Below are 20421 nucleotides of genomic sequence, written 5' to 3'. Positions count from 1 at the left end.
CCGGTGCCGGAGACGGATAGTTTCCAGCCAACGCCGCTTGCTGTGGTGCGCCCTCGACGCTCCGGCGCATCTCGAGGATGTCATGAACCGGAGATTGGAAGTCGAAGGGGATGGATGCGTCACGGTCTTTGCCCTTCCATCGGGGCGATGACGGCGCGTGCGACCGGTTTTTGTTGCCGATGGCGCGGTGCCGCGACCGGTTAGCGCGTTGACCGCGCGCCCATCAGGTCTAGCTTCGTCTCCGGGAAGGGATTGTGAGCCCGCCCGGGGAGTGACGTGAACATGCGGGCTGGGTCATCGGTCGCCGTCGTCGGCGCAGGGTTGGGCGGCTTGGCGGCCGCCTGCGTGAGCGCCGCGCGCGGCCACAACGTCACCCTCTACGACAAGAACGACTGGCTCGGCGGCAAGGCCGCCGTCCTGCACGAGGGCGGGTTCCGGTTCGACATGGGGCCGACCATCCTCACCGTGCCGAAGGTGCTGGAGCGCATCTTCCAGGAGGCCGGGCGCAACATCCACGACTATTTGGACCTGCGCCGCCTCGATCCGCAGTGGCGCTGCTTCTTCGACGACAACACCCATCTCGACCTCATGGCCGACGTTCCCACCATGGCCGCCGACATGGAACGCTTCGCCCCCAACACCGGTGCCGGCGAGGGCTACAAGAAGTTCCTCGAGATCTCCGAGCACCTGCACGACGTCTCGAACAAGTTCTTCTTCTGGAAGCCGGTCGAGGATTTGTTCGACACGATCAACATCCGCGCCAACATGAACCCCGGCACCCTGCGAGACGTGCTGTCGCTGCGCATGGGCTCGTCGGTGGCCGGCACCATCCGCTCGAAGGTCAAGGACGCGCGCCTCGCGCAGATGCTCGACCACTTCGTGCAGTATGTCGGCTCCTCGCCCTACGGCGCTCCGGCCGTGCTCTGCGCCATCGCCCATATGCAGACCGCCGAGGGGGTCTGGTATCCGATGGGCGGTACCCGCGCGGTGGCCGAGGCGCTGACGAAGCTTGCTTCCGAACTCGGCGCGACGCTGCGTCCCGGCGACGAGGTCACCGGGCTCGCCATCGAGAAGGGCGCGGTCAAGGGCGTGAAGACCGCCTCCGGCGTGACACCGTTCGACGCGGTGATCTCCAACATGGATTCCGTTCGCACCTACCGCGAACTCGTCGGCGGCGACGTCGGCAAGGCCTATGAGAAGAAGAGCTTCGAGCCGGCCTGTTCCGGCGTGGTGCTGTATCTCGGGCTGAACAAGCGCTACGAGCACCTGAACCACCACGATTTCGTCTTCTCCCGCAACCCGGAAGAGGAGTTCGACTACATCTACCACAAGGGCGAGCCGGCCCCGGACCCGACCGCCTACCTGGCCGCCCCCTCCTCCACCGACCCGAGCGTCGCGCCCGAGGGCGGAGAGGCCCTCTACGTTCTGGTGCACACCCCCTATCTCCGGCCGCACCACGACTGGTCGAAGATGTTCCCGGCCTACCGGCAGGTCATTCTCGACAAGCTCAAGCGCACCGCGAACATGCCCGACCTCGAAGAGCGCATCGTCGTCGAGCGCCACCTCACGCCCCAGGACATCCACGAGCGCTACAAGGTGCTTAACGGAGCGATCTACGGCCTAGCCTCGCATGGCAAGTTCATGGGCGCCTTCAAGCCGGGCAACCGGTCGCGCCAGGTGCGTGGCCTCTATCTCGCGGGAGGCGCCGCCCATCCGGGGCCCGGCATGCCGATGGTGATGATGTCGGGCTGGATCGCGGCGGATGCCCTCGACACGGATGCGCGCGGCGAGGTGCGTGCCTCCGCCTGAGGGCTCCCGCCGTGACGCCTGAGGACAGCCCCGCCCGTTCGCCCGCCCTGTGGCGATTCATGGCGGGGTACTTCGAACGGTACGTGCGACGCCACCTCAACGCCCTGCGGCTCGCCCGGTGGGGCGTGCCGGCCTGCGCCGATCACCCCGGCCCCATCGTGATCTACTGCAACCATCCGGCCTGGTGGGACGCGGCCGTGCTCATCCTGCTCGCCGCGCGGCTGTTTCCGAGCCGCGCCTGCTACGCGCCGTTCGACGCGCGGATGCTGGAGACGTACAAGATCTTCGCCCGCATGGGGGCCTTCGCGGTGGATCTCGAATCGCCCCGCGGCGCGGCACAGTTCCTTCGGGCGGCGCGGCGTATCCTGGGGGCGCCCGACCGGATGCTCTGGATCACCGCCCAGGGGCGCTTCGCGGATAGCCGGGCCCGTCCGCTGGACCTGCGCGCCGGTGTCGCCCGCCTGCCCGAGATCGCACCCGACGCGCTGTTCGTGCCCCTGGCCCTCGAATACGCATTCTGGGAGGAGCGGGGGGGCGAGGCCTTCGCGGCCTTCGGTACGCCCGTCCGGGGAGCCGACCTCCTGGCCCTGGACCGTTCCGCACGTCTGGCGCGGATGGAGGCGGACCTGACCGCCACCCTCGATGCCCTGAGCGCCGACGTCGTGTCCCGCGATGCGACGCGGTTCACGGTCCTTGCCTCCGGTGCCAAGGGCATCGGCGGGGTCTACGATCTCTGGCGGCGCCTGCGGGCCGTTTTTACCGGGCGACGCTTCGAGCCTGGCCACCGACATGAGGGAGATCCGGTTCCGTGATGCTCGGTCTCGCGATCCTGGCGCTGATCTGCGCCCTGCTGCCCGGCCTGATCGCCTGGGTGAACCTGTCCCTCCTGCGCACCCCCGAGCCGGATCTCGACGTCCGGGCCCGGGTCTCGATCCTGATCCCGGCGCGAAACGAGGCCGCCGTGATCGCCACCACGGTGCGGGCGGCGCTCGCCAGCCGAGGCGCCGCGGTGGACGTGCTGGTGGGCGACGATCATTCCACCGACGACACCGCCGCGATCGTCGCGGCAATCGCGGCCGAGGACCCACGCCTGCGCCTCGTGCCGGTTCCCCCCTTGCCCGAGGGCTGGACGGGGAAGAACCATGCCTGCGCGCGCCTCGCCGAGGCGGCGAGCGGCACGCACCTCCTGTTCCTGGATGCCGACGTCACCCTGGCACCCACCGCCGCGGCCGCGCTCGCCGCGCATGCGCGCCGCACCGAATCCGCTCTGGTCAGCGGCGTGCCGCGTCAGCGCATGGGCTCGCTGGGCGAGCGCCTCACGGTGCCGATGATCAACTTCCTCCTCATCGGCTACCTGCCCATGGCGATGATGCGAGCCTCTCTGCGGCCGAGCCTCGGTGCGGCCTGCGGGCAACTCGTGCTCGTGGCGACCGAGGCCTATCGGGAGATCGGCGGCCACGGCGCGGTGCGCACCAGCCTCCATGACGGCGTGGTGCTTCCGCGCCGGTTCCGGCAAGCCGGCCACCGCACCGACCTCGTGGCGGGGCACGCTCTGGCCACGTGCCGGATGTATCGCGGGTTCGCCGAGGCCTGGGCCGGGTTCTCGAAGAACGCCCACGAGGGCATGGCGACCCCGCGCGCCCTGCCCGTCTGGACCCTCCTGCTGGCCGGTGGACACGTGCTGCCGTGGCTGCTCCTCGTGCTGAGCCTGTTCGCGGTCGGCTCGGCCGAAGCCACTTTCCTGGCCTTCGCGGCGATCCTCGTGTCACTGGCGACGCGCGCCGCGATCACCCTCGTCACCCGCGAGCCGGCGGGTACGATCCTCCTGCATCCGCTCACCGTGCTGGTGGCGCTGGCGATCCAGTGGACATCGCTCCTGCGGCGCAAGGGGGAGGGCACGCCGATGTGGAAGGGGCGCAGCTACCCAATCGGCGGTCCCTGAATCCCGGTGCTCGTTTCCTGCATGATCCAGGCCGCCGTATCCGGGTCCGCGCCCATGACGGGAAGGTGCAGGATGATCGGCGTCTCATAGGGATGGCGCGCCTTCAGGGCGGCACTGAGCGCCTCCGCCAGGCCCTCCCGGCTCTTCAGGATCGCCACCACCTCGGCACCCTGCTCCACCGCGCCCTTCCAGGCGTAGACGGACAGCATGCCGGGCAGGACGTTGACGCAGGCGGCGAGGCGCAGGCGCACCAGTTCCTCTCCGACCCTGAGGGCGGTGCCGGCATCCGGGAAGGTGGTGTAGACGAGAAGCGCGCGCTCCATGCTATGGGTCTCCGCCCGGGGCTGCGACGCTCCACCGGTGGGAGCGTTTCGGCGGGATCGCCGAGGGAACCGGGTGCGGAACGCTGGCGCGAAGGCATCGCGCGGGCAAGGTGGTCGGCAAGGCGGATGTGAGCCCATGGCGCGGCGTTTCGAACGGCTTGCCTTCGTCGCGAGCCCCACGGAGGACGCCCGGCAGGCGGCCGCCACCCTGATGCGCCACTACGACCACGTGCCGCCGGACGAGGCCGACGTGGTGGTGGCGCTCGGCGGCGACGGCCTCATGCTCCAGACCCTCCACCGCTTCATGCATGCCGGCACGCCGATCTACGGCATGAACCGGGGTACGGTCGGCTTCCTCATGAACGAGTTCCGCGAGGACGGCCTGATCGAGCGCCTGGAAAGCACCAAGCGCAGCATCATCCACCCGCTGATGATGTCGGCCCTCGATATCGAGGGGCGCCGGCACGAGGCGCGGGCGCTGAACGAAGTCTACATGCTGCGCCAGACCCACCAGACCGCCAAGTTGCGCATCTCGGTGGACGGGCATGTCCGCCTGCCCGAACTCATCGCCGACGGGGTCCTCGCGGCGACGCCGGCCGGCTCCACCGCCTACAACCTCTCGGTGGGCGGGCCGATCCTTCCCCTGAACGCCCGGCTGCTGGCGCTGACGCCGATCTCGGCCTTCCGCCCCCGGCGCTGGCGCGGGGCGCTGCTGCCCGATTTTGCCCGCATCCGCATCGAGGTGCTCGACGCCGAGCACCGCCCCGTGGCGGCGGTGGCGGACCATACCGAGTTCCGGCGGGTCTGCACGGTGGAGACCTGGCTCGACCACGCCACCAACCTCACCCTGCTGCACGACCCCGGTCACAGCCTCGACGAGCGGATCCTGCGCGAGCAGTTCGGCTGAGAGAGACTCATCCGAGATCCGCTCTCAGGCGGCGAGCCGCGCGCGGTCGTCGCGGTAGCTCGCGATCAGGGCTTCGGGGATGGCGTCGAGTACGACCTCGACGCTCATCACCGCCCGCACCTGTGCCCGGCTGCCCTGGAACTCGGCCAGGATCGCGTCGGAGAGCCCATCCAGGATCTGGCCCACCGGGTCGGTGCGGACGACCTCGTCCGTCGGCATCTCCGGTGCCGCCTCTGGAACAGGGCTCGCCCCGTCATCGCTTTGCAGGGCGGTGTCCACGCGCAGCGTGGCTTCCGCGTCCTCCAGAACCTCCGCGACGTCCGCCTCCCGTGGGGCTTCGGCCACCGGCGGAGCTTGTACCGCCTGCGGGGTCTCCACGACCTCCAGGCCTTGCACGATCGCGAGAACCGGCTCGGCCTCTGCGGCCTGGGCGACGAGGCGCTGCGCCTCGCGCCACTCGCCGTCGAGGATCTCGTTCTGGAGACGCTGGGCTTCTGCCTGCGCGGCCTCCGCCGACAATTCGCGCGCCAGCACCCGTGCCTCGTCGCGGGCAGCCTCCGCCTCGAAGCGGGTGAGCAGCGCCATGACCCCCTGGGCCTCCGCGAACGGCATGGCCTCGCAGGCGGTGAGCGCACGCTCGATCATCAGGCGGGACAGGCCGGCTCCCGCATGGGCGATCAAGCCCTGCCCGGCCTCCCGCCAGGCCGAGAGCGCAGCGGTGAAGGCCGGCAGGAGCACCGAGGGCAGGCCCGCCCTCCGATGGAGTGCGGCGAAGGCCGCTGCCGGGGCATCCTGCATCAGCCCCGCCACTCGACGGACCGGAAGTCCGGCGAGGTCGGCGAGCGCGGCTTCCGCGAAGGCCATCTGGCCGGAGAGGATCGCCCGCAGGAGCAGGCCGGCATTCAATTGGCCGTTGGCCTTCAGGTGGGCGACGAGGCGGGCGAGATCGACCGGATGCGCATCGGCGCTGAATGCCAGCGTGGCCCGCTCCTGCGCCTCCCGGCTGGCGCGCTCGCTGCGCGCCGGGGTGAGCCAGCCCGAGGCGACGGCGAAGGCCGAGAGCGACGCGGCGAGATGCGTCGTCACGCATTGGCGTACTTCGAGGGGGAGGTCGGGTCGCGCCAGGATCGCTTCGCGCAAGGCGGCGACGTCGCCGTGGCGCTCCACCATCCGCATCAGGCTGCCGGTGGTGATCCGGGCGCCGCGATTGCGGGCGAGCGCCACGAGTGCCCGGGCCTCGCCGATCTCCGCGAGCGCCCCGGCGACGGCGGCGGAGAGGTTCGGCCGGCCGGCTATGGCCAGCCGGACGGTGAGGCAACCGATGGCGACGCCATCCACGAGATCGGCATCGCCGAGCACCGGCGAGCGGGCGAGGACGATGGCGGCGATCTCGGCCTGATCGCCGGCCAATGCGACGATCAGGGTGCGGGGCGTGCTGGCGCATCCGGCGCAGGCCTCCGCCAGGGCCCGCCGTACGAGGCTCGACGGGTCGTCGAGGAGGGCGAGGAGGGCCGCTTCCGCCTCCCAGGCCATGTCGTCCCCGAGGCCGCCATAGAGATAGGCGCGGGCCAGCGCCCCCGCCGCCTCCGCCCGGCGCGCGGCGGAGGTATGCTGCGTCCAGGTGAGGAACTGGCGGATGATCATAGGCCGCTCCGGATCGTGAAGAGGGACAGGTCGAGGGGGGCGCCGGACCGGGCCACCTGGGCTGGGGCGCCGAACTCCGCCGGTCGACGCGGCGGCAGCGGCGCATTGACGAGGGCAGCCGAGGCGGCCGGCGCGGTGGCGGAGGACGCAGGCTCCGGATCGGGGGCGGCCGTGGCCGCCGGAACGGGATCGGCGCCGTCGGAGCGCGGGAAGTAGGTCGGGGCGCTGCGGCTGGATTCGACCCGGTTCGCCTCCTGGCCGGTACGCCCCTGCCACAGCCGGGCGACGCTCGCCGAGACCCCGCCCTGCTGGCGCGCGTCGGTCTGGAAAAGGGAGCGCAGGCCGCCCTCGTTGAGCGAGGCGTAGGCGGTCGTTCCCTCGGGCAGCGTCACGGCGGCCGGTGGCGTGCTGCCGGCACGCGCCGTGGCGAGATGCGCGTAGAGTTCGGCGGCGCCGCGCGGGCGCCCGGACTTTTCGTAGAACAGGCTGCGGTTGGCTGCGGCCGCTTCCGGCATGTCGAGGGCGGCGGCCCGGGCCGGGCTCGCCTGCGCCGTCGCGATCAGGGCGGCCGCACCCCGCGCGCCGAGAACATGGGCCGCGTAGAGGTCGCCCCCCGTGGGTTCGCGCCCGAGCGTCGCCGAGAGGCTCTCCCGGTTCCGCTCGGTGAGGGCACCCGCCATGGTGGCGGCGATCTTCGGGTCGCGCCGCAGGTCGAGGATGGTCTGCTTGGCGGCCGGGTCGCTCACCGAATAGGTGCCGTCCGCGCCCCGGGTGATCGCATCCGCATAGGTCGAGAGGCCGAGGCGCGGACCGGCATTCTTCATGGTGCCGAGCCAGGTCTGCTCGATGAACTGGAACAGGCCGGTGGCGGAGGAGGTCGCGGCCTTGGCCGAGGGGTCGAGGGAGGATTCCCGCTGGGCCGTGGCCAGGAGGTAGTCGAAGCCCGCGCCGGAGCTCTGCGCCCCGTCCCGGATCGCCTCGATGACGCCGTTCGCGCCGCCGGCCCGTCCCGTCGCCGCAGTGGCCGTCCCGCGCGGGCCCGCCTCCCGGCTGGCGCCGGTGTCGCGGGGGTTGGCTGGGGGCGTGGTGAACAGGAACATGGCCGTCCGGCTGGAGGCGGGCGCGAATGCAGCCCCGCCCCCAACATTTGTTCGTCTATGGTAAAGGAAGATTGAAGAAGCGAGCCGCCGAACCGTCCCGGACCAAGCCTTGATCCGCCCGGCCGAATCGAGGTCTGCCCGCGCGACTGCGCGGCGGCAGCCGTCCACCGGACTCTGCGGACTCCGAGTGCGCGTCGGGGCCGGGGAGACTTATTTTCAGTCTTCGGATTCGGGCGGTGACCCCGATGCATCGCCGACAGCATCGAGGCTGGCGAACGCCAGACCCTCATCGGCCCAGCCCGCGAGGCCGCCGAGCATGAGCTTCACTGGCCGGCCGAGTTCGGCGAGCCGCAGGGCCGCCCGGTCGGCGCCGTTACAATGGGGGCCGGTGCAGTAGACCACGAACAGCGTGTCCGCCGGCCAGGCCCCCATGCGCTCCGCCGTGATGCTGGAAAGGGGCAGGTGGAGCGCCCCGGGGATATGACGGCGCGCGAAGGTATCGGCGGAGCCGACGACATGGAGCAGCACGAAGTCGGGCGCGCCCGCTCGCAGGGCACTTGCCACGTCGGCGCAGTCGGTCTCCAGGGCGAGGCGACGGCGGAAATGGTCGCGCGTGATCTCGGGCGGACTGGCGGGTATGGCGCTCACGATGCTCATGGGTTGCCTCCTGTGGGTGCCGCTCAGGCGTAACAGCGGGCGCGCTGCTTGGCGGCGGGCCGGATTGCCAGTTAGCGTTGCGCTCATGCCAAATCCGCAGGTTCGCCTCCCCGTCTCCGACCGCCTCGTGGTGGTGCTGGCCTATGACGGGCTCTGCACCTTCGAGTTCGGTGTCGCCGTCGAGGTTTTCGGCCTGCCACGTCCCGAGATGGGGGAGGCGTGGTACCGCTTCGCCGTGGCAGGCCTCGATCCCGGCCCGATGCGGGCCGAGGGCGGGGTGCGACTCCTCGCCGATGGCGGCCTCGACCTTCTGGCCTGCGCCGGCACGATCGTGGTCCCGGGCTGGCGTGGAGCCGCGATGCCGGTGCCGGAAGCGCTGGTCGCGGCCCTACGCGCGGCGGCGACGCGCGGTGCGCGCATCCTGTCGATCTGTTCGGGCGTCTTCGTTCTCGCGGCGGCGGGACTGCTGGACGGGCGGCGCGCGACCACCCATTGGCGCCATGCCGAAGCGCTGACCGCCCGCTACCCGGGCATCCGCTTCACGCCCGACGTGCTCTACGTCGACGAGGGCGCGATCCTGACCTCGGCCGGCAGCGCCGCCGGGATCGACCTCTGCCTGCACCTCGTGCGCCGGGATTTCGGTGCCGCGGCCGCCAACCGGGTTGCGCGCCGCCTCGTGGTTCCGCCCCACCGCGACGGCGCCCAGGCCCAGGTCGTCGAGGGCGCGGTCCCCGTGAGCCATGAGGCCGCCCGGCTCGGCCCGCTGCTCGACGCGATGCGGGCGGACCCGGCCGGCGACTGGCCGCTCGCTACCCTCGCGATCCGTGCCGGGATGAGTGGGCGAACGTTCCTGCGGCGCTTCGCGGCCGCCACCGGGACCACGCCGGCCCGCTGGTTGCTCGATCTCCGGCTCGCGCGTGCGCGCGACCTCCTGGAACGGCGGGACCGGACGCTCGACGCGGTTGCCGAGGCGGCGGGCTTTACCAGCGCCGCCGCCCTGCGCCAGCCCTTTCGGCGCCGCTTCGGCACGAGCCCGGCCACCTACCGGAGCGGATTCGCGGCCGGGTCCGAAAACGCGAAAAGCGCCCCGAAGGACGCTTGACCTGTCGCATGGTAACGGAAAACTGGAGCGGGCGAAGGGATTCGAACCCTCGACCCCAACCTTGGCAACGCACGGTTCCAGTCCCATGATGCCCTCGGGGCTGCGCCGCGCGCCTAGGGAAAGCATGCTCTCCCGTGCGACGCCGTTCAATCCCGTCACCGGCCAATCGAACCCGGACGCGGGGTTTCCGACCCATTACCGCCCCGGACCCGGGGCCGCCCGGGGGCACGCGTGGACGATATTCCGGAGAGCCGGCTGGAGCAGGTCGCGATGATGGAGGGCATCCTCATCGAGCATGCGACGGGCCGGTCCAGCGACGGCCATATCTACGAGCACCTGCGCCGCGAGTTCATCGCCGACGCCGAGGTCAGGGCCCTGCTCCCTGACTTCGTCCGGACATCCCGGACGCTCGACGCGTTCTGGCCCTTCATCAAGGACAAGCTCGGGCGGTACCAGGAACGGCGCGCCTTCATCCGCGAGGCGTTCACGCCGCTGATCGACCACCTGGAGGGGCGCAACCGGGCGCCCGGGGATGCGGTGGTCTCGGACGCGCTGGCGACCTTCGATGCCGACGGCGTCCACGCGGTCTGGACCAAGGCCCTCGCGCGCCGGACGTCCGATCCGGAGGGCGCCATCACCGTCGCCCGCACGCTGGTCGAAGCGGTGTGCAAGCGCATCCTCGACGACCGGGGCGTGGCCTATGCCGAGAAGGACGACCTTCCCAAGCTGTACGGGGCGGTGGCGAAGGTACTGCGCCTCGCTCCGGACCAGCACACCGAGGAGCCGATCAAGGCCATCCTCGGTGGCGCGATGAACCTGGTGAACGGCCTCGGGACCCTGCGCAACCGCCTATCAGACGCGCACGGCCGGGGGCTGTCGAAGGAGGCGGGCGCGCCGGTGAAACCGTCGGCGCGGCACGCCAGCCTCGCCGTCAACGCCGCCGGCGCGGTCGCGACCTTCCTCGTCGAGACCCACCTGGAACGCGGGAAGGCATGACGCCCGATCTGCCCGGCTACCAGTCCTCGCGGATCTGGCTGGCCCGCCGTTCCAGGTCCTCCGCCAGCCGCATCGCCACCACCCGGAGGGGCTCGACGAGGGCCTCGGGCACCGGGCGCTCGCCGGAGATCCAGTGCGACACCTGCGCCTGGCCGATCCGTCGTCCGGCTTCCTGGGAGAGGGCCGCTGCGAGATCGGTCTGCCACCGGGGGCCGAAGGCCAGCGTCCCGAGGTTGACGACGCCGCGTCGGGTTCGGACCTGTTCCGGGGATAGGCCGGAGAGGTCGACCTTGGCCTCGCGGCGGGGCTTGGATGGGGGAGTGGCCACGGTGTCAGGTCCTCGTTCGAGGGCATCAATACGACTGCGGCCGCCCCGATGGCGAGGCGGCCGTTCAATGATGGCGATGCTCTCGGGCCTCAGGCGGCCTCGATCCCGAGCAGGTCCCTGATGCCCTGCCTGATGCGGTCGGCCCCCTCGTTCAGGCCGCGGTTGTGGCCGGCATTCCAGGCGTCGATTGCGATCTCGACCTCACGGCGCGTGGCGTTCGCGTCGAGGGAGAGGATCGGGGCCGTCAGGTCAATCGACAGTTCATTCGGCCAGATCTGGATGCGGTCGCAGGCCCCCCAGGCTTGGACCCTTAGCTTGTAGCCCGGGAAGGTGCCCAGGCGGTCGAGGATGATGTTCTTGCGGTGGGCGACCTGCATCTTGCGCAGGCGGTCGAAGTAGTTCTGGCAGGTCATCCAGGGGTCCTTCCCAGACGGGAGCTCGACGGCCTCGACGAACAACCTGGCGGTCGAGCATGCCTCCTCGACGGCGTCCCACTCGTCGTCGCAGGACCAATCCCGCAGAACTGGCATGGCGATGACGTGGGGGCTGAGGGCGGCCGCGATCCTGGAGTGGTCGTTCCCGAAGCCTTCGAGGTCGAGGGCCAGGATGGCCGCGATGGCGGGGTGGGCGGGGTCGGCGTGGGTGCTCATGGTCGGGTTCCTGTGCCGTGAGAGACCGCCTCCCCGGCTGGTAGTTAAATTACTACCACATCGGACCGGCGGCAAGGCCCGGTAGTGAAATAATTACCATTCGCCCGATCAGGCCGCTGCCATCCGCTTCTGATACTCGGACGCGGTGTGGCCGTAGGTCTTCAGCACGACACCCGGCGTCAGCCCGAGGAACTCGGCGACCTCCTGCACCGGCACGCCCTTCGCGAGTGCCAGCGTCGCGCGCGTGTGCCTGAGGATGTGGGGCGTGGGCCAGCCCATCTCGTCGATGCCGGCGTCGTCCTCGGTCTCGGGCACGTCGGCTTCGTCCCCGTCCTCGTCGTAGCCCACGGCCCCGCCCCCGACCCGGTACGTCCCGTCGATCTCGCGAAGGTCTAGGCAGGCTCGGATGGCGGCCAGCCGGAAGCCCTTCGACACGCGCTTGATCTCGGTCCCGTGGTCGCTCACTACCCGGCCGATGCCCTTGGCGAGATCCGCCTCGCGCCAGGCCGACAGCAGGGGCAACAACCTGTCGTGGATGCGGCACGGCGTCTGCCGCTTCCGGGACACCGGCGCCTCCGGCCCGCACCGAAACAACGTCGTCGATGCGAAGTCGATGAACCCGGCAATGCGGTGCCGGCGCCAGCGCAGGTCGAGGATGGCCGCGCTCCTGGTGCCCGAGTAGAAGCCGATCTCGCAGAACCTGGCGAGGTGGTCCGACGGGTCGTGGGGCAGGCCGTCGATGCGCTCCCATTGGGGCTCGCGTGTCGCCAGGTCCGTCGAGGCCCAGCGCCATCCCTGCGCAGCCTTGAGCAGCCGGGCGTACTCGCCCTCGGTCAGCCAGTCCGGATGCGCTTCCCCAGCCTCGGGCAGCGACACCACCGGCTTGGCGGTCAGGGTGAACTCCTTGTGCCAGGCGCCGATGGCGGCCGACAGCGTCTGGAGCTCGCGCCTGGCCGTCGGAACCTGCACGAACTTGACCTTCTTCGAGCCCGGCGCCGAATAGGTCTCGCCGGTCCGGGCGGCGGTGTAGGCCCGGCAGGTCTTGCCCGTGACCTGGGCGAGCGTCTTCCCCTTCCAGTGGCGGAGCAGGTGCGTGAGGTGCTGGCCGGTGAGCGCGGCGTTCTTCGTCCCCTCCTGCAGCGCCCCGTAGTGCGCGAGGCACGTGGCGATGCTGATCAGCCTCGGGTCCTTGTTGGCCGGGTCGTCGGCGTCTGGCTCGCCTAGAAGCCTTTCCTGCTCGATACGCGACCGCTCGGCGAGGTAGACCGCGAACTCGCTTTCAGCCGCTGAGCGATCCTCTCGGCCGTGGCGTGTTCGGCGCTTCCACGGCTTGCCGGCGACGGTGTCCTTGATGGCCCAGACGGTCCGGTCGCAGTCCCAGACGAGGCGGGCGGGTTCCTTGGGGCGTGCCACGTCTGGTCTCTCCAATCCTGCAGGGCGCGACGGGTGACGAGGATGCCGTGCCCGGGCTGGAAGCCCTTCAGCTTGCCGCGCTTCACCGCGGCGCGAAGCTGGGCGGCGGAGAACATAGGCATGCGGAATGGCCCCGCGAGCTCGGGCGCCCAGCGGGCCGTCTCCAGGGGGAGCAGCCCGTCCAGGCCGGCCGCCTCGGCGAGGAGCCACTGGCCATCGGACAGGTCGACAGCGCGGTCGACGAGGATCTCGTATGTCGGCATGGATCGACGATCTCAGCTCTCGATGGGTCGGGTCAACGTTCGGGTCTAGGGGTGCACTACCGAGGCCGGGGTTATCCCTGGGCGCAAGCGGCACACAGGGTGTCCGACGCCCATCCGCCGCTCGTGTCCTCGCAATCGTCGGCGTCCGAATAGCCGCAGGAATGGCAGAATATGCCCAGCACGGAGGGGACGCGGTACGTTACGCGCCGACCGACGACGTCGGTCCAAAGGCGGTCGTCCAGCCCGTCCTTACCGAGGACGGCCACGTGGAGCAGATTATCCGCCATTTCCAGCGCCACCACCGCGGCGCGGCCCGCTGCAGTGGCGGAGAATTCGACCTCGAAGATCGCCTTCGCGACCATCTTTTCGAGCGCGGCCGCGCCGATCCGGGCCTGTGCCTCAGGATCGAGGGAGCGCCACGCCTCGGCGCCGTCGAACGTGGTTGCGGAGATGTTCGCCTTCGTCTTAGCCTTGGCCACGGTCGGGCTCCTGGGGATCGGGGGTGCAGGGATTGTCGTGATGCGCCCCTGCCGCCGGGCGCGTGACGGAGGCGACGGCCTCAGGCGTCCTCGTCGCTCAGCGAGGGCTCACGCGTCCGCTCGGCACGCATCTCCCGGTAGTGCTGGCCCTGGAGCCCCTTCTCGTATTCGGCCTTGATGGCCGGGTCGGCCAGGAGCTGGTCGAGGTCTGCCATGGCCCGATGCTCGACCGCGTCGGCATCAGCGACCTCCTCCGGGCTCGCGGCGTCCCAGTAGATGCCGTAATGCGCAAACTCGGCGTCGAGATCGGCATCGAGGGCCCAGGACGTTCCCAGAGTGACGAGGCGCTGGGTCGTGTCCCCGTCGCCGGTCATCCGTGACGCGGCGAGGCGCGTGAGCAGGTCGTCGATGGTCGTGATGGGTTGGTCGGTCATGGTGTCCTCTCTGCGGTGATGTCGGTGATGGCCGATGGGGCGCCCCTGCCGCCGGGCGCGCGACGAATCTGGGCGGTGTCAGTCCGCCCCGTGGTCAGCGTGCCACGTCACCAGCATCGCGACCCTCAGCCAGACCCGCCGGTGGGCCTCGTCCTCGTCCGGGATCTCGCGGACGGCTCGGGCCGCGGCGGGGCCGTCCCCGGCCAGCAAGGCGTCCACGATGCCGTCGACCGCCGCGGTCTCGGCGCGCCACTCGGAGGCAGTCATGGGCGTGCCCCTCCGCCGGGCCCGGGGAAGTCGTTGGACCCGCCGATGACGTGCCGGATGTCGAAGGCGTCCCCGGCATCCCCGGCGTCCCGGGCTCTCCGGTAGGCCGCCAGCAGGCGACTGCCGCCCGAAGCAATCCTCCGGGGCCGGCTCATGAAGACCCTGCCGTTCTGAGTGTCGACGCTGGCTATGATCCCGACGAGAGACTGGGAGACCTGCATCATGACAAGGTCGGCTAGGGTCACGGCCTGGTGCGCCTGATCTGCATCGTCGAGGGCGGCCTCGACCTCGGGCGGGACGCGGTCGCGGCGGTACGTCTGCCCGTCCGGCGCGAGGACCACCTTAGTGGTGTGGCAGAAGCTTAGGTCAGCCCCGGCCGAGCGGAAGGCCGCCACGAGGTGACGGCATTGGAGCGCCGCGCCCTTGGCGACCTGATGGTTCAGGTGTCCGAGGGCGCGGGTGACGCGACCGTCCTCGACCTGGGCGGTCAGGCGCGAGACCCCGAGCTCGTCGCGCAGGGACCACACCGCATCGTCCGTCAGGTCCTCGGCGCCGGAGAGGCTGTCGAAGTCGCCGTCGCCGACGCAATGCTCCATGCACGCGCCTTCGCGCGCGAGGGCGGCCCGGGTGATGAGGCGGACCCAGTACCAGGCGTTGTCGCACTGGATGCGGCTGTCAGCGCCCTTCTCGCCGGCGGGGGTGCGGGCGGCCATCAGCGTGCCTCCATGGCGATGTCCGGAAAAACGGCGGCGATGGCGGCGGCATCCTCGCCCGCAAGCGCGGCGGCCAGGTTCGCGTCCACCGGCGGCAGGCGGTACCGGCCGGTTCTGGGCTGAGTGGGCACAAGGGCCAGGGTGACGCGCAGGACCCGGCCGACGGCGAGCTCGTGGGCGAGGCGCACGTCCTGACCGGAGGGGTCGCCGGCCTTGGCGGCCAAGGCGAGCCGGGTAGCCACCCTGCGCTCCTCGGGCGAGATCCGCGGCGGCGCCAGTCCGCGCGCCGCGTAGAGCACCTGGGGGTTTGTGCCTCCCAAAATGCCGGCCGCCCGCAGGCCGCGCTTGGCGGACCCGAGCACGTGCCCGGCCTCGACGGCGACGGCAGCCTGCGCGTCTGAGTAGCCTCGATTGCGCTTCGGGCGCCCGGGGACGACGCCAGCCTGAGCCCGCCCGATTTGCGCGAGCTGACTAAGAGTGCGCTCGCCCATCCAGAACCAACGGCCGCAGGCGGCGTCGAGGGTGTGCGTCGCCACGAGCTTCGCGACCGCTGCAGGTGTCGGGGTCATGTAGACGTCGCTCTCGGCCGATGGCACGCCCCTCACAGCAGGCTCCCTTGGGATTGACCGGGCCTGCGGGGATCGGCCGAGGGAATCCGGCGGATCGGCGCGATTGGTCGGTGCGACGGATTGGCCGGAGCCGGCGCGGGCGGGACGAAGCGGGGCGCCGGGGGCGGCGGAAAGGCCCTGGGCCTCTCGGGGCGGGACGGCTCCTCGGGCGGGAGTTCGCGGAGCGCTGGGCGAGGTGCGCTCCATGAGAGGGCTGGATTGGCGTTGGCCGTCGCCCAGGACGCCATGATGTCGAGCCAGCCCTGCGCGCCGGCCATCCTCTCTTCTTCGGTCATGAGCTCGTCCCCCCTGCGAGGCCGTAGACGGTGTGCTTGGCAACCCCGAGGGCGGCGAGGATGCGAGGGCCCGGCGGTTTGGCGCCCCGGGCGACGTCGCACACATACGTGTGGCTCAGCCCGGCCGAGACGGCCCAGGCGCGGTGCGAGCCGGCCGTGCCCACGCGCTCCTTCAGTAGCGCCAGGACGGCCTTCGTGTCGTCATGCTGGTTCACGACTGCGAAATCCGTGGAAGTATCGTGAAGCGACTTTCGGCGAATCCGAACGTCTACCTGGAAGCCTACGCGGCCCGATGAAGTCGTGAAAGGGGGTGCGTCACCTTGGTCTGGCACTAGCGGCGATCGATGTGCTTTCTCATCATATGGTGCTTACGAATGTATCCTGCGTAGAGAGCATATGGTCCATATGATGCCAGGAGCCGGCTGGCGATATACGTATCAATTTTTGATTATGGTCATTCCACTACTTGCGGCGGGATGGGGGCGAGTGGCAGCATGGATGGAATCCAAATGGCTTCCAGGAACCCCATCCCATGCTGTCACTCCTCCTCCTCGCCATCGGCCTTGCGACGGTCCTCGTGACCGTCGCAGCCGCCGCCAGCCGCCCGGCTCCACCGCTCCCGTCGCCGGTCGAGGCCATCCCGCTCGCGGCCCTTGGGCTGCAGTGGCGCCGGCTCCGGGATGTGAACACCCGGCGCGGTCCCCGGACGCTATGGGCCGGAGAAGGTGATCCGGTGGAGTACCAGTGTGCCTGGAAGGTCGCCCGCGAGGCGATGTCGGCTGTCGGCTACTCCTGGTCCGTCCTGGAGGGCAGCGTGACCGGGACGGGGACGCTGGAGCCGTGCTGCTGGGAGGACGCGTCCCTCGGCGATGGCCCCATCCTGCGGGCGCTGGATCAGGTCTCGGAGGCGCTAGTCGAGAACGCCGCCAGCCGCGAGCGCGAGGAGGATGCCCGCCGGCGCAGTGATGAGCTTAGAGCCGAGCTCGATGGGAGCGTGCGTCGCGAGGCCCTGGCGGACTTGCGCACGTCCCTCCGCGATCTCGCGTGGGCGTGGCCCCGCCGGAAGCGGGAGCTCGCCGAGAGCCTGCTCCGGGAGCCGGAGGACTACGGCGGGGCGCCACAGGCCCGCGTCGCGCAACTTGCCCGCGAGCTTGTCCACGAGGTGTTCTACGCCATCGACACCGTCCGGCGGCGCGCAGCCTCGGACCCGCTCCATGCCTGGCTGGAGCGGGCCGAGAGTGAGGAGATCCGGCGCCTCGCCCTGGTGGGCGTGCTGCACGTGACTGCCCAGGACGAGGACTGCGCCAGCGTTCGGAACAGCCGGGGCTGGGGCCGGTCCCACACGCACCTGGGCCACGTCCTCGCGGAGGAGAAGAGCCTGAACGTCATCCAGGCGTCGCAGGCCCTCGGCGCATTGCATCGGCACCGGAAGCAACTACCCGGCTGGCTCCAGGGAAAGCTGTTCGGGGAGGCGGCGTGATGGCTCGCCGCCCCGACCCGCGACAGGCAAGTTTCATGCACGTCCTCGACAGCGCTCCCGCGTGGGCTCCCGTCCAGGCTGAGCCTGCCCAGCAACCGGATCTGGCGACCCTGGTCATGGAGCAGGTCCGCATGCGGCTGCCCGCCGACGCCTGGGACCCCTACGTCCGCGTGAACGAGGTCCGGCAGGAAGAGGACGGGATCTACGCCGCCATCGACTGCACGGATGGCCTGCAGAAGCACGTCGTCGTCCGCGTCGCCCCCGGCGGACTCGGCGCCTACCAAGTCATGGGGCGGAGTGTCGATGGTCACCCGCCGATGATGTGGCGCACCGGGACGCGCATCTGGGAGCGCCTGTCGTAGCAACTGCCCCGAGCCCCGATCCGCCACCCCTTCAGGGACTATCTATGTCCAAGCGCACGTCCCCCTTCCAGGGCGATTTCTTCCAGACCGACCGAGGCACGGGCTATCGTGCTCCCGTAGACTTGGTCCGCCCGATCCGCGAGGTGGCACGCAGGCCGCATCCCACGGAACGCGATTACAGAGAAGTGCGGGACGCGCTTGAGGCGCTCCTGCCGCACGGCGCGCACCCGTTCTGGCGTGACGTTACGGTACTCTGTCGCACCGCCTTGGGCCTCAAGGCGAGCCTCCTCCTCATCGACGGCGGGCGCCCGAGCTTTGATCCCGAAAACGACCACACTTGGCCGACCCAGTACGTGGTGATCTCAGGCGAGCGGGGTGACTGGGACTACGACTGGATGACCATCTGGCGCCAGCCCCAAGGGCCGCCGTGCACGTGGGACGAGGGCGCCAAGAAGTGGCGCATGAGCCCGGCCACACTGATCTGCTGCCCTGAAGGCATGAACGCCGTGCCGGTGCGCGGCGCTAAAGTAGCCGCATAGTCAGGCGGTCGCCGGCGTCTCGATGGGTGCGAGGCGGAGCTCCCCCCTGAGCCCGAGGGCACACCGGGACGCGCATCTGGGAGCGCCTGGAATGAGCGCCCAGGCGTGCGCCCATGGCGACGCATCAGCCTGATCCGCGGCAATCACGACGCGCTCGCCGAGCACCTCGAATGGGACGCACCCATCGTCGACGTGCAGAGGGTGTTTGTCCCGGATCCGGGTATGCCGAAGATCGTTGCGCTATGGGCGAGCCACTACGGTTATCGGGTATGGCCGGACGCGTGGCGCGGCGATCTCCACCTTTACGGCCATTCCCATGGTAGCCTGCCAGGCACCCGGACCAGCCTGGACGTCGGCGTCGACTGCTGGGATTGGGCACCCGTGCGCCTTGCTGTCACCCAGGAGCGCATGTCGGAAACGCCCGGGACCGAAGCGGGTGTCTGGCCCCATTCGAGGGATCCCGGTCGGTCACCACCCACGCGAGGTCTGGAGGGGCAGGCTTGGCGGAGCGCTTCCGTCGCATGGGGCGCCGGGAACGCGGGTACCTGACCCACGTTGGCCGCCGAACCCTTCATCATGCGGAGCAACGACGACATGGCCAGCACGGACATCGGCACGATCTACGCGGGTGCGCTTCGGAACACGCGCGCCCTGGAGAAGCAGGGCCTGGAGCAGATGGAGCGCCAGCTTTCCGGCCTGGAGCGCTACCCCGACTACGCCGCCGTCCTGCGCCGCCACGTCGAGACCACGAAGGCGCAGATCGACCGCCTGGACAAGGCCCTGGCCGCCGTCGGCGAGAGCCCCTCGTCCCTGAAGGAGACCGTCACGAGCGTCACCGGCTCCATCGGCGCGGCCGTGCATGGCATCGCTCAGGACGAGACGCTGAAGAACCTCTACGCGGGCTACGCCTACCAGTACGACCAGGTCGCCGCCTACCGTTCGCTCGCGGTCATCGCGGAACGGGCCGGCAAGATCGACCAGGTCTCGGGCTTCCACACTGCGGCCGAGGAGGAGGCGAAGGTCGCCGAGGAGATCGCCGCGCTAATCGAGCCGGTCACCAAGACCTACCTCGACCTTACCCTCAGCGGCGCCAAGGCCGATAGCTGAACCCATCCCGGGCGGCCTCCTGCAGGTCGCCCGTTTCTCGTTTCGGAGTGGGACGATGGCGGACAAGGACGATCAGGCGACGACCTACAAGGACTTCAAGGAAGCCGTGAACATGACGGCGTCCGCGCTGCAGAAACATCTGGCAAGCGACCAGAGCCAGGCCGTCGGCCAGAAGAAGGACGGCGGCGAGGCCACGGGGCACCAGGAGGGCCGTCGAATCGTCGAGATCCTGCACAAGAAGAAATCCGACCTTTCCGATGAGGACTACGGGCACATGCGCAAGGTCGTCGGCTACGTGCACCGGCACCTGAAGCAAGGCGGTCCCAAGGACAAGGACGCGCTGGAAGGCTCGCCCTGGCGGATGTCGCTGATGAACTGGGGCCACGACCCGATGAAGGGCTGAGCCATGGACGATCCCACACCCGTCGCGGTCACCGTCGAGGCATGCGGCCAGGATCATGGCCGCTACCGGTGGCACCTCACCGATGCAGACAGCATCTCCGTCCGGGTCTCGCCGGAAGCCTACGATACTCCCGAGGATGCCGGTGCGGCCGGACAGGCGGCACTGGATGCCTTCGGGGCTGCAGCCCGAACCTAAGATCCCGTTCCCACAGGTGCCCGGCTGCGCCACCCTGGTTCAGGCATGGACGGTGAAGCAGAGCCCCGGTTCGTTCGCCACCTCACGCGTGGCGTCGATCTGGTCGAGCATGGCGCGCACGAGCTTCATCCTGAGGCCCGTGCCTTCTGGCTTCCGGTCGGCCCAGCTCTCTGGAAGCCTCTCGCCGTCATCGCAGACACGGACCCGTACTTGGCCGCCGCCCTGGTCGCTCAGGCCGACTACGATGTGAACCCGGCGACGAACTCGACGCGAAGGCGGCACCATCGGTGCGAGCCTCCTCCGTCTTCCGTGGCACTCGCCGGCATCGAAGCTCTGTAGAGATATAAGCCCTCCAACGTCCGCTTCCCACGTGATGCGGTCGTTCGATGGGTGCGTCGGAAGCC

General features: G+C 70.2%; 26 protein-coding genes. 12 read left to right on the top strand and 14 right to left on the bottom strand.

Annotated elements, in window-relative coordinates; all coding sequences use genetic code 11:
• Nucleotides 1-282: 282 nt before the first annotated feature.
• From OF380_RS20805 to OF380_RS20795, 3 genes are read left to right on the top strand one after another with little or no spacing between them, the layout of a single operon-like run.
• Entirely contained in the window at nt 283-1809 is a 1527-nt protein-coding gene (locus OF380_RS20805) for a phytoene desaturase family protein (protein WP_264047168.1), read from the top strand.
• A 59-nt stretch (nt 1810-1868) separates the two neighbouring features.
• The gene (locus tag OF380_RS20800) at nt 1869-2621 is read left to right on the top strand and encodes a lysophospholipid acyltransferase family protein (RefSeq protein WP_264051411.1); all 753 of its coding nucleotides are present in this window, start codon (nt 1869-1871) and stop codon (nt 2619-2621) included.
• A complete protein-coding gene (locus OF380_RS20795) occupies nt 2621-3751 on the top strand; it encodes a glycosyltransferase (RefSeq protein ID WP_264051410.1) in 1131 nt (376 codons plus the stop codon). The genes OF380_RS20800 and OF380_RS20795 overlap by 1 nt, the downstream gene beginning before the upstream one ends.
• On the opposite strand, the gene cutA is transcribed toward OF380_RS20795, so the two are convergent.
• Nucleotides 3730-4074 (bottom strand): divalent-cation tolerance protein CutA, encoded by a 345-nt coding sequence (gene cutA, locus OF380_RS20790; RefSeq protein WP_264047167.1) that lies wholly within the window; start codon nt 4072-4074, stop codon nt 3730-3732. The genes OF380_RS20795 and cutA overlap by 22 nt on opposite strands.
• Nucleotides 4075-4210: 136 nt before the next feature.
• On the opposite strand from cutA, the gene OF380_RS20785 reads away from it, so the two are divergent.
• Nucleotides 4211-4981 carry an NAD kinase gene (locus OF380_RS20785; protein WP_264047165.1) on the top strand — a complete coding sequence of 257 codons (771 nt, stop codon included), beginning with the start codon at nt 4211-4213 and terminating at the stop codon, nt 4979-4981.
• 24 nt (nt 4982-5005) lie between these two features.
• Here the strand turns inward: OF380_RS20785 and OF380_RS20780 are convergent, their stop codons facing one another.
• The 3 genes from OF380_RS20780 to OF380_RS20770 form a co-directional block, all read right to left on the bottom strand.
• Nucleotides 5006-6625 (bottom strand): DUF2336 domain-containing protein, encoded by a 1620-nt coding sequence (locus OF380_RS20780; RefSeq protein WP_264047163.1) that lies wholly within the window; start codon nt 6623-6625, stop codon nt 5006-5008.
• The gene (locus OF380_RS20775; protein ID WP_264047162.1) at nt 6622-7725 is read right to left on the bottom strand and encodes a lytic transglycosylase domain-containing protein; all 1104 of its coding nucleotides are present in this window, start codon (nt 7723-7725) and stop codon (nt 6622-6624) included. Before OF380_RS20775 ends, OF380_RS20780 begins: the two co-directional genes overlap by 4 nt.
• A gap of 216 nt (nt 7726-7941) precedes the next feature.
• Nucleotides 7942-8382 (bottom strand): rhodanese-like domain-containing protein, encoded by a 441-nt coding sequence (locus OF380_RS20770; protein ID WP_264047160.1) that lies wholly within the window; start codon nt 8380-8382, stop codon nt 7942-7944.
• Nucleotides 8383-8467: 85 nt separating this feature from the next.
• Here OF380_RS20770 and ftrA point away from each other — a divergent pair, with 85 nt between their 5' ends.
• Together ftrA and OF380_RS20760 are read left to right on the top strand one after the other, a co-directional pair.
• Nucleotides 8468-9484, top strand: a complete 1017-nt coding sequence (gene ftrA / locus OF380_RS20765; RefSeq protein WP_264047158.1) for a transcriptional regulator FtrA — start codon at nt 8468-8470, stop codon at nt 9482-9484.
• 231 nt (nt 9485-9715) lie between these two features.
• Nucleotides 9716-10480, top strand: coding sequence for an abortive infection family protein (locus OF380_RS20760; protein WP_246687808.1), 765 nt, complete (start codon nt 9716-9718; stop codon nt 10478-10480).
• Nucleotides 10481-10496: 16 nt separating this feature from the next.
• Here the strand turns inward: OF380_RS20760 and OF380_RS20755 are convergent, their stop codons facing one another.
• The 9 genes from OF380_RS20755 to OF380_RS20715 all read right to left on the bottom strand — a co-directional run bounded on the left by OF380_RS20755 (nt 10497) and on the right by OF380_RS20715 (nt 16146).
• Nucleotides 10497-10808 (bottom strand): hypothetical protein, encoded by a 312-nt coding sequence (locus tag OF380_RS20755; RefSeq protein ID WP_147019869.1) that lies wholly within the window; start codon nt 10806-10808, stop codon nt 10497-10499.
• 89 nt (nt 10809-10897) lie between these two features.
• Complete coding sequence (locus tag OF380_RS20750) at nt 10898-11458, bottom strand: hypothetical protein (protein ID WP_147019870.1); 561 nt, start codon at nt 11456-11458, stop codon at nt 10898-10900.
• Nucleotides 11459-11566: 108 nt separating this feature from the next.
• Nucleotides 11567-12871 carry a site-specific integrase gene (locus OF380_RS20745; protein WP_147019871.1) on the bottom strand — a complete coding sequence of 435 codons (1305 nt, stop codon included), beginning with the start codon at nt 12869-12871 and terminating at the stop codon, nt 11567-11569.
• Between the two features lie 334 nt (nt 12872-13205).
• On the bottom strand, nt 13206-13613 hold the full coding sequence (locus tag OF380_RS20740; RefSeq protein WP_147019872.1) for a hypothetical protein: 408 nt from the start codon (nt 13611-13613) through the stop codon (nt 13206-13208).
• Between the two features lie 80 nt (nt 13614-13693).
• Nucleotides 13694-14047 carry a hypothetical protein gene (locus OF380_RS20735; RefSeq protein WP_147019873.1) on the bottom strand — a complete coding sequence of 118 codons (354 nt, stop codon included), beginning with the start codon at nt 14045-14047 and terminating at the stop codon, nt 13694-13696.
• Nucleotides 14048-14125: 78 nt separating this feature from the next.
• Nucleotides 14126-14314, bottom strand: coding sequence for a hypothetical protein (locus tag OF380_RS20730; RefSeq protein ID WP_147019874.1), 189 nt, complete (start codon nt 14312-14314; stop codon nt 14126-14128).
• The gene (locus OF380_RS20725) at nt 14311-15027 is read right to left on the bottom strand and encodes a hypothetical protein (protein ID WP_147019875.1); all 717 of its coding nucleotides are present in this window, start codon (nt 15025-15027) and stop codon (nt 14311-14313) included. The genes OF380_RS20730 and OF380_RS20725 overlap by 4 nt, the downstream gene beginning before the upstream one ends.
• On the bottom strand, nt 15027-15596 hold the full coding sequence (locus tag OF380_RS20720; RefSeq protein ID WP_147019876.1) for a hypothetical protein: 570 nt from the start codon (nt 15594-15596) through the stop codon (nt 15027-15029). Before OF380_RS20720 ends, OF380_RS20725 begins: the two co-directional genes overlap by 1 nt.
• A 331-nt stretch (nt 15597-15927) precedes the next feature.
• Nucleotides 15928-16146, bottom strand: coding sequence for a hypothetical protein (locus OF380_RS20715; protein WP_147019877.1), 219 nt, complete (start codon nt 16144-16146; stop codon nt 15928-15930).
• 317 nt (nt 16147-16463) lie between these two features.
• On the opposite strand from OF380_RS20715, the gene OF380_RS20710 reads away from it, so the two are divergent.
• From OF380_RS20710 to OF380_RS20685, 6 genes are all read left to right on the top strand, one after another.
• Nucleotides 16464-17411, top strand: coding sequence for a hypothetical protein (locus OF380_RS20710; RefSeq protein WP_147019878.1), 948 nt, complete (start codon nt 16464-16466; stop codon nt 17409-17411).
• Entirely contained in the window at nt 17411-17773 is a 363-nt protein-coding gene (locus OF380_RS20705; RefSeq protein WP_264047151.1) for a hypothetical protein, read from the top strand. The genes OF380_RS20710 and OF380_RS20705 overlap by 1 nt, the downstream gene beginning before the upstream one ends.
• A gap of 44 nt (nt 17774-17817) precedes the next feature.
• The gene (locus OF380_RS20700; RefSeq protein ID WP_147019880.1) at nt 17818-18312 is read left to right on the top strand and encodes a hypothetical protein; all 495 of its coding nucleotides are present in this window, start codon (nt 17818-17820) and stop codon (nt 18310-18312) included.
• Nucleotides 18313-18906: 594 nt separating this feature from the next.
• Entirely contained in the window at nt 18907-19419 is a 513-nt protein-coding gene (locus OF380_RS20695) for a DUF892 family protein (protein ID WP_147018735.1), read from the top strand.
• 55 nt (nt 19420-19474) lie between these two features.
• The gene (locus tag OF380_RS20690) at nt 19475-19822 is read left to right on the top strand and encodes a DUF3140 domain-containing protein (protein WP_147018736.1); all 348 of its coding nucleotides are present in this window, start codon (nt 19475-19477) and stop codon (nt 19820-19822) included.
• A 3-nt stretch (nt 19823-19825) separates the two neighbouring features.
• Entirely contained in the window at nt 19826-20017 is a 192-nt protein-coding gene (locus OF380_RS20685; RefSeq protein ID WP_147018737.1) for a hypothetical protein, read from the top strand.
• Between the two features lie 39 nt (nt 20018-20056).
• Here the strand turns inward: OF380_RS20685 and OF380_RS20680 are convergent, their stop codons facing one another.
• Nucleotides 20057-20302, bottom strand: a complete 246-nt coding sequence (locus tag OF380_RS20680) for an ATP-binding protein (RefSeq protein WP_264047145.1) — start codon at nt 20300-20302, stop codon at nt 20057-20059.
• Nucleotides 20303-20421: the final 119 nt, after the last annotated feature.

Origin of the sequence: Methylobacterium sp. FF17 (genome assembly GCF_025813715.1) — a bacterium.
GTDB classification, from domain to species: Bacteria; Pseudomonadota; Alphaproteobacteria; order Rhizobiales; family Beijerinckiaceae; genus Methylobacterium; species Methylobacterium flocculans.
This window is presented reverse-complemented; position numbering and strand designations above follow the sequence as displayed.

Coding starts and splice junctions, on each gene's coding strand:
- OF380_RS20805 (WP_264047168.1), top strand. CDS start 283: ATGCGGGCTGGGTCATCGGTCGCCGTCGTCGGCGCAGGGTTGGGCGGC.
- OF380_RS20800 (WP_264051411.1), top strand. CDS start 1,869: ATGGCGGGGTACTTCGAACGGTACGTGCGACGCCACCTCAACGCCCTG.
- OF380_RS20795 (WP_264051410.1), top strand. CDS start 2,621: ATGCTCGGTCTCGCGATCCTGGCGCTGATCTGCGCCCTGCTGCCCGGC.
- cutA (WP_264047167.1), bottom strand. CDS start 4,074: ATGGAGCGCGCGCTTCTCGTCTACACCACCTTCCCGGATGCCGGCACC.
- OF380_RS20785 (WP_264047165.1), top strand. CDS start 4,211: ATGGCGCGGCGTTTCGAACGGCTTGCCTTCGTCGCGAGCCCCACGGAG.
- OF380_RS20780 (WP_264047163.1), bottom strand. CDS start 6,625: ATGATCATCCGCCAGTTCCTCACCTGGACGCAGCATACCTCCGCCGCG.
- OF380_RS20775 (WP_264047162.1), bottom strand. CDS start 7,725: ATGTTCCTGTTCACCACGCCCCCAGCCAACCCCCGCGACACCGGCGCC.
- OF380_RS20770 (WP_264047160.1), bottom strand. CDS start 8,382: ATGAGCATCGTGAGCGCCATACCCGCCAGTCCGCCCGAGATCACGCGC.
- ftrA (WP_264047158.1), top strand. CDS start 8,468: ATGCCAAATCCGCAGGTTCGCCTCCCCGTCTCCGACCGCCTCGTGGTG.
- OF380_RS20750 (WP_147019870.1), bottom strand. CDS start 11,458: ATGAGCACCCACGCCGACCCCGCCCACCCCGCCATCGCGGCCATCCTG.
- OF380_RS20735 (WP_147019873.1), bottom strand. CDS start 14,047: ATGACCGACCAACCCATCACGACCATCGACGACCTGCTCACGCGCCTC.
- OF380_RS20730 (WP_147019874.1), bottom strand. CDS start 14,314: ATGACTGCCTCCGAGTGGCGCGCCGAGACCGCGGCGGTCGACGGCATC.
- OF380_RS20725 (WP_147019875.1), bottom strand. CDS start 15,027: ATGGCCGCCCGCACCCCCGCCGGCGAGAAGGGCGCTGACAGCCGCATC.
- OF380_RS20720 (WP_147019876.1), bottom strand. CDS start 15,596: ATGACCCCGACACCTGCAGCGGTCGCGAAGCTCGTGGCGACGCACACC.
- OF380_RS20710 (WP_147019878.1), top strand. CDS start 16,464: ATGCTGTCACTCCTCCTCCTCGCCATCGGCCTTGCGACGGTCCTCGTG.
- OF380_RS20705 (WP_264047151.1), top strand. CDS start 17,411: ATGGCTCGCCGCCCCGACCCGCGACAGGCAAGTTTCATGCACGTCCTC.
- OF380_RS20700 (WP_147019880.1), top strand. CDS start 17,818: ATGTCCAAGCGCACGTCCCCCTTCCAGGGCGATTTCTTCCAGACCGAC.
- OF380_RS20695 (WP_147018735.1), top strand. CDS start 18,907: ATGGCCAGCACGGACATCGGCACGATCTACGCGGGTGCGCTTCGGAAC.
- OF380_RS20690 (WP_147018736.1), top strand. CDS start 19,475: ATGGCGGACAAGGACGATCAGGCGACGACCTACAAGGACTTCAAGGAA.
- OF380_RS20685 (WP_147018737.1), top strand. CDS start 19,826: ATGGACGATCCCACACCCGTCGCGGTCACCGTCGAGGCATGCGGCCAG.
- OF380_RS20680 (WP_264047145.1), bottom strand. CDS start 20,302: ATGGTGCCGCCTTCGCGTCGAGTTCGTCGCCGGGTTCACATCGTAGTC.